Genomic DNA, 7,429 nt, shown 5'->3' on the forward strand with positions numbered 1-7,429 from the left:
TAGATAACTCTGTGACCGGGTGAGTGCAGCCAACAAAGAGGCAACTTGAAAGATAACAGGTATAAAACGCAAAAGGATCTTCTGATGTCCAACAGTCTTATTAATACCGCGATGAGTGGCCTTCAGGCTGCTCAGATTGCTTTGGGAACCGTGAGTAATAATATCGCAAATATGCGATCTCCTGGTTATAACCGGCAATCAACAGTGATCAATCAAAACGGTGGTGCAATGACGTCCGCTGGTTTTGTCGGAAATGGTGCTACTGTTACTAGTATTAACCGTCAATATAACGAATTCATTAATCATCAACTTGCTGAGGCTCAGGCGAAAAAAGGGGAGTTTACCACTTATTACGAGCAAATTTACCAAATTGATGATTTACTGAAAGATAGCGCGAATAACCTTTCATACACCATTGATGATTTCTTTACCAGTTTAACTAATGTCGTCAGTAATGCTGAAGATAATGCGGCCAGAACGACAACCATTGGGAAAGCTAAGGGGCTGGTAAACCAGTTGAAAAGTGCGGATACCTTCCTGCGTAAAACGGAAAATAACATTAATCGGGAAATGGCTAACTATGCTAGTAAAATCAATGACTATACTCAGCAAATCGCCAAACTCAATGGTGAAATTACCCGTATGAGAGGCGGTGGTAGTGCTGAACCGAATGCATTACTGGATCAGCGTGATAGATTGGTCAATGAACTGAATGAACTGGTTGGTGTGAGTGTTACTCAGCAGGATGGCGACTCTTATAATATTTCTTTTGCGGGTGGATTAACGCTGGTTCAGGGAACAACGGCCTACAGAGTAGAAGCGATTCCGTCTAATGCGGACAGTAGCCGCATCACACTAGGCTATGATCGTGGTTTTGGTGATGTCGTTGAAATTGATGAAAAATTCATTGATAAAGGTAAATTAAGCGGCACATTACGGGCGCGTAGTGAAGGGTTGGATAATGCCCGTAATAAATTAAACCAATTAGCATTGGTATTGGCAGATCAATTTAATCAGGTTCACCGTTCTGGTTTTGATTTAGAAGGTAAACCCGGTGAAGATTTCTTCACGCTTAACAACCCGGATATTATTGCTAATGGTAAAAATAAAGGTTCAGCTGATTTTAAAGTGGAATATACAGATACCTCAGCAGTAAAAGCCTGTGATTATCATATTAGCTACGATGGGGCTAATTGGAAAATCCAGCGTATTTCTGATACTGGTAAGTCGGATATTTCTGCCAAAGTAACGGGAAATACACTGGAATTTGATGGACTGAAAGTTGAAATTAATCCGACCAATGCCCAAGAGCATGACCAATACACATTGAAAGCGGTCAGTGGTGTTATTGATGGCATGGCCGTGAATATTAAAGATCCGTCGCAACTGGCGGCGGCGGGGACTAAAGATAGTGGGCTGAGTGATAACGTCAATGTCAAAAAACTCATTGAATTGCAGAGCAAAAAATTAGTAGAGGGTAAAGCATCATTTTCGGGTGCCTATGCTTCGATGGTCAGTACTATTGGTAGCCAGACCAGTACGGCGAATATTGATTTACAAAGTCAGAATAGTATTGTTCAACAGTATTATAACCAACAGCAAGCGGTTTCCGGTGTCAATATAGATGAAGAGTACATATCATTACAAAGTTTACAGCAATATTATTTGGCTAATGCTCAAGTTATTCAGACTGCCACAAAGCTGTTTGATGCTATTTTGGATCTTCGTCGCTAATAAACGTGCTACTTAATGTAAAAATAGCCTGAGAATATTCAGATGTCCCAAGTATTTATACCCAATGGATTTCAAGATGCATCGCGACGGCAAGGGAGCGAATCCCTGGGAGCATAGATAACTCTGTGACCGGGGTGAGTGCAGCCAACAAAGAGGCAACTTGAAAGATAACGGGTATAGTTAAATATTTAAAAGGAATAATATCGTGCGCGTAAGTACCAATGTATTGTATGACCAGAAAACGATTAGCATCACTTCTGCTCAGTCAAAATGGATGCAGCAGGGAGCACAACTATCTAGCGGTCGGAGAGTAATTAATCCATCTGATGATCCGATGGCTGCCTCTCAGGGGATTATGGTTGCTCAGGCTGAATCTCAGAACCAGCAGTATATGACCGCTCGCTCATTTGCCCAAAACTCGATTTCTATGCAATTAAGTGTGGTATCTAATGTTGTCCTTAAGGTTCAGGATGTTCATGAAAGTCTGGTAGCCACAGTAAACGGAGTATTAAGTGATGAAGATCGTAACTCACTGGCTATTCAGCTGGATGGATTGAAAAAACAGCTGGTGAATCTGGGTAACACGACTGATGGTAATGGGCGCTATATTTTTGCCGGTTATAAAACGGATGTAAAACCTTTTGATGAGAGTAAAAGTGGTCCAGTTAGCTATCGAGGCGGCTTTGAGGAAATGACTCAGAAAGTTGATAGCAATCGCTCTATGATCATAGGACATACCGGGAAGCAGGTATTTCTCTCGTCTACCAGTAATTCGGTAAAAGAGCCGGATGGCAGCCCCAGTGAGTCCGATATATTTAAAACGATAGACATAGCGATTCAGTCATTGAGAACGCCACTTGAAGGGGCAGATCAAAAAACTCATGATGACGCAGTGGAATTGTTAAATAAGGCGAACCGTGGTGCTCGCAATGTGTTGAATAATGTCTCTTCTGTGGAATCGGTATTGGGTTTACAACTAAGAGAAATAGAGGAGTTAAATAGCTTGGGGGAAGAACGCTCTCTGGCTAATAAAAATCGTTTGAGTCAACTGCTTGACGTTGAATGGAATTCAGCGATCTCGAATTATTATCAACAACAAGCAGTACTTCAGGCATCGTATAAGACATTTGTCGATATGAAAGGCATGTCGTTGTTTGAGATGTTTCGTTAATTAAGTTTTCATTGTTAATTGAATCGCTGGTTTTCAGGCCAGCGATTTGTTTGATTGAATGTATTTAACTGATCACAATTAAATATTTCAGATGATTATCTATCATGTAAACAATCCTATTTTTTTCTTTTTCAGTTAATTCCCTCCTGTAGTTAAAAATATATTATTGAAACTTAAAGTGCCGGATGTGGACTTGGGTATAACTCAGTAACTTCAGCTTCTGCATATTGATAGCCACTAAGATTGATAACGACAACTTTGTAGAAATAAACAGGGTTAGGCAGTCTTTGTAAAGATTTAGTTTCACCGGGTTGGATCTCAATAAAAGTATATTGATTGTAATCTCCGAATGGAGATGACCAGTAATTTACGGCTCTAATGGGGGTTGGTCCATTGTTTTTTATAGTAAAATTAGGGTGATGAGTCGTCGGCATTACTATATTTCCAGCCGCATAAAGTTCAAAAGTTTGGGTAGGGTTTATATATATAATTCTCATTTTATTATTTCCTTATCATATTGTGCATATATACAGATAGTTTTATCTGATAAATTTAAATTAACATTTTTTCGGAATAGTTAAATATTGAAATTTATCAGTAAATTAAAAGGAATGAGATAAATTGGTCATATTTGATTTTCAATTTAATAAATAGAAGGGAAAAGAAATGATATTGTTCAGGATTATTATGCTAATTCGGTTTTCTCTTTTATTACTGAGTCAGGTCAAATATTTTAACTAATTAAATCACTGTAATACATTGTAACTTATTAAATATATAGGAATTCTCTATTATACACTGGGAAAATGCTGACTTTAAATAGAATAAAATATCGTTTTTTATTTAAAATAAGTGAATTATGCCTTTCGTTTTCTATGCTCCCATTTATATGTTAAATGATTAAACCGATAGTTTGTTAATAATTGAAGACAGAAATTAAAGTTGAATGAACTGAGCTACCGGTGAAATAGATTAGGTAATTATGTAAGTAAAGAAGGTTGAATCATGGTTGTTTTAAATAATTTATTTAATTTCCTGAGTCTTAACCTCACGCAATTAGGGGGCATGTAATGGCAGATTCAGGATTGGTTTTTACTCTTACGGTAGGTAATCTCCCAGAGCAAACTTTTGCGGTGGTTGAATTTACCCTTAATGAAGCGCTATCGACGTTGTTTTGTCTGGAAGCGACATTAACCAGCGCTGACCCGGATATTGATTTTACCGATGTGCTGGATAATTCTGCAACACTGACTGTCTATCGTGACGGCCAACCAGAGCGCAGCGTGACCGGGATTGTGACTCAGTTTGAACAAAACACGACAGGTCGTCACCGTAGTCATTACTCCCTGACACTGCATTCCGGTTTATGGCGTGCGGGGTTGCGGGTGAACTCCCGTATTTTTCAGCATCAGTCCGTTACCGATATTGTCGGAATATTGCTGAAAGAGAATGGCGTCATAAACTTCACTTGTGATCTGCGTTATGCGCATCCTGAACGGGAATTTTGTGTGCAATATGATGAGAGTGACCTGACATTTCTCCATCGTTTATTGGCTGATGAAGGGATATTTTATTATTTTGTGTTTAACCAAACTAAGGGTGAACCGTTAGTTGTTTTTGTGGATTCTTATCGGATAAACGGCAATCATTTGCTGCCTTACCGTCCAGAATTGGATAGCACAGGGAGCCAGTGCTGTATTAATCAATTTCGTTGGTGTGAACGGGTTGGAATAGCGCGTGTTATTTTGCGGGATCGCACGTTCAAAAATCCCCGGTGGACTGCTGACTATTACTATCACGAACGCCAACTTAACCATCAACGTTCAGATTTGCACAGTTACGATTATTATGATTTTCCTGGACGCTATAAAGACGAGATTGGTCAGCGAATAAGTCAATATCGTCTGGAAGCGCTTCGTCGTGATGCAATGTTTGGGCAAGGGAAAAGTGACTGTTTCGTTCTTTCGGCGTCGTCGGGGTTCACACTTACTGATCACCCGAAAGAGAAATTTAATGCTCTTTGGCAAGTGATTCAAATCACTCATTACGGCAAACAACCGCAGGCGGATGAATCCCGTTTTGGCGAGTCAGGCACGACTTTAACCAACTACTTCACCTTTGGAGATTGTAATCGGGTATGGCGCCCTTCTCCTTATCCTAAACCGCAGATTGATGGTTTGCAGATTGCGACTGTTGTCGGGCCGGAAGGAGAAGAAATCTTTTGTGATGAATATGGACGGGTGCGGGTGCAATTTGCCTGGGACGAATATGGCAAATTTAATGACCAGAGTTCCTGTTGGATCAGAGTCAGTCAGGCTTGGGCCGGTCAGCGCTGGGGGATGATTGCTATTCCGCGGGTAGGTCAGGAAGTGCTGGTGGCTTTTTTGCATGGCGATCCGGACCAACCGATTATTATTGGGCGAACCTATCATGCCAGCAACATCGTGCCGAACCCTCTACCGATGGCAAAAACTCAGATGTCAATCCGTTCAAAAACCCATAAAGGAGATGGTTTTAACGAACTGCGTTTTGAAGATGAGAAAGATAAGGAAGAAGTGTTTATTCACGCTCAGAAAAATCTGGCGATTCAGGTACTCAATTCCTGTGATGAACAAATTAATTACAACCGCACAACCCGCATTGGACATGATGACGAACTGGTGATTGCCAACAACCGTAAAGTGACCGTTGAAGGGCAACAGGAATATAAAACGACGGGTGACTATATTGATCAGGTTGATGGTGATAAAACTTTGCAAGTCAAAGGTGATGTTATACAGAAGATACAGGGCGTACTTAGCGTTGATATCCATGATGACATCACGATAAAGAGCGGGGGCAAAATCACCCTGAAAGTAGGCAATAGTTTTATTGTCATCCATGACGGCGGTGTAGATATCAAAGGTTCATCTATTAACCTGAATTCGGGTGGCAATCCCGGCATCTCATTACAACCGACTAATCCAGCAATTTTACAAAGTGCGGCTCATGCCGGTTCGATGTTTGTTGCACATTGTCCGATGGAGAAAAATCAATAATGGATAAAGAAAAACTTTATGCGGTTGTTGATGCCGCAGTAGAATCCCAATTGCTCCTGATATTGGAGCATTTTGATCCCCCTTTCACTTGTCTTTATGATGAATCTTTACCACCTGAATTACTGAAAGTTGCACCTTATTTAGTGGAAGTAACAGAAAGGGTCCAACTCTATTTGGATGAATGGAAAACGCCTTGGGGAATTTACTTAAACACTCAGGCGGATATGAAAACATTACATCGGCATTTGCGTAAATATTTACAAGTATTGTTACCAGGTCAGGACAAACCGGTATTTTTTCGGTTTTATGATCCGCGCAATATCTGGGATTTTCTTAACGTACTGAGTGACTGGGAAATTCACTGTTTTATGGGGCCGATAGATAAAATTGCTACCTGTTATCAGGACAATATTCAACGTCATGATTTTCTTGCTATCAGAGAACAATATCCGCGGGGTGCAAGTAGTAAAAGAAAACTCTTATCGATAACGCCAGAACAACTGGAAAAGATTGATGTTGCTTTTACTGAACGTTATGTACAGACATTGGCGGCATTAATTATCGAATGGGAAAATATCGAAGGATTTGATTACGCGGGTTATATTCGGTCGCTACTTACCGAATTAGGAAATATCGGTATTACGGATGATCACAGTGTGCGGGGAATATTAAAATTATTCTTCGCGCAAAGATACCTATCTATTGAATTCGCGCCTGAACGCTGTAAACGTATATTAAATGATATTTGTGAGCCTGGGCATATACGAGCGGAAAAATTGCTATTGCAGGAGTTGGGGGATTCATCATCTCCTTGGTTTCACTTTAAAGACTAATTACTTTAATTTTGCCAGATATGGAGAAAGAAATATGGGTAATGCGGTAAAGATTGGTGATATTGGTACAGCGCATGGTGGTTGTGAAGCAACGCCGGTTATTTCGGGATCGGCCAGTGTAAAAGTCGATGGTATTCCTTTGGCTCGTCAGGGCGATATTTTGGCGCCACGTTCATCTCATTCAAGAGTCATTGCTGGTGGTTCAAACACCGTTTTTATTGATGGTAAACCTGCTGCGAGAACCGGTGATGCGGTGAGTTGTGGCGGAATATTGATTGGTGGTGGTAGTGTTAATATTGGTTAAGGAAAAAATATGCTTTCAGTTAATATGCGTAGTGCGGTTTGTGATTGCAAAATCCCGGACCCCTGTATTCACAAATTAGTGTTAAAAGTCGGTAAACGGGTTTTCAATTATAACCAGATTGAACCGATTGGTGATATTTGGGTGATTGATGAAACCGGGGGTATCCCGGTGACTATTTCACTGGTGGGAAAAAGATGTATCACGGAAAATGCGCAATGCCCGCGGGCGATTTTTTATAGCCCGGATAATGCGGCGTTTCAATTTTATGAATTAGGTAAAAATCCGATAGCAGGGCCGGGCACGGATTATAAAATAAGTTTTTCCAGTCATAACCTGCCGGTCGATTTGA

6 protein-coding genes and 1 pseudogene are annotated in these 7,429 nt (G+C 40.5%); 6 read left to right on the forward strand and 1 reads right to left on the reverse strand.

The window, feature by feature from the left end:
• Window positions 1-84: 84 nt before the first annotated feature.
• Complete coding sequence (gene flgK, locus EAE89_RS19860; RefSeq protein ID WP_214086475.1) at window positions 85-1,734, forward strand: flagellar hook-associated protein FlgK; 1,650 nt, start codon at window positions 85-87, stop codon at window positions 1,732-1,734.
• A 205-nt stretch (window positions 1,735-1,939) separates the two neighbouring features.
• On the forward strand, window positions 1,940-2,905 hold the full coding sequence (gene flgL / locus EAE89_RS19865) for a flagellar hook-associated protein FlgL (protein ID WP_149616757.1): 966 nt from the start codon (window positions 1,940-1,942) through the stop codon (window positions 2,903-2,905).
• 173 nt (window positions 2,906-3,078) lie between these two features.
• On the opposite strand, the gene EAE89_RS19870 is transcribed toward flgL, so the two are convergent.
• Window positions 3,079-3,402: a hypothetical protein gene (locus EAE89_RS19870; protein WP_214086476.1), complete on the reverse strand. Its 324-nt coding sequence runs from the start codon at window positions 3,400-3,402 to the stop codon at window positions 3,079-3,081.
• 573 nt (window positions 3,403-3,975) lie between these two features.
• On the opposite strand from EAE89_RS19870, the gene EAE89_RS19875 reads away from it, so the two are divergent.
• The 4 genes and pseudogenes from EAE89_RS19875 to EAE89_RS19890 all read left to right on the forward strand — a co-directional run.
• The gene (locus EAE89_RS19875) at window positions 3,976-5,943 is read left to right on the forward strand and encodes a type VI secretion system Vgr family protein (protein WP_054478105.1); all 1,968 of its coding nucleotides are present in this window, start codon (window positions 3,976-3,978) and stop codon (window positions 5,941-5,943) included.
• Window positions 5,943-6,776, forward strand: coding sequence for a DUF4123 domain-containing protein (locus tag EAE89_RS19880; RefSeq protein WP_054478106.1), 834 nt, complete (start codon window positions 5,943-5,945; stop codon window positions 6,774-6,776). The genes EAE89_RS19875 and EAE89_RS19880 overlap by 1 nt, the downstream gene beginning before the upstream one ends.
• A gap of 34 nt (window positions 6,777-6,810) precedes the next feature.
• Window positions 6,811-7,080, forward strand: a complete 270-nt coding sequence (locus tag EAE89_RS19885; RefSeq protein ID WP_214086477.1) for a type VI secretion system PAAR protein — start codon at window positions 6,811-6,813, stop codon at window positions 7,078-7,080.
• Window positions 7,081-7,089: 9 nt separating this feature from the next.
• A pseudogene (locus EAE89_RS19890) lies at window positions 7,090-7,429 on the forward strand (hypothetical protein); the annotation flags it as partial.

Source organism: Photorhabdus heterorhabditis, from assembly GCF_018448905.1.
GTDB lineage: Bacteria > Pseudomonadota > Gammaproteobacteria > Enterobacterales > Enterobacteriaceae > Photorhabdus > Photorhabdus heterorhabditis.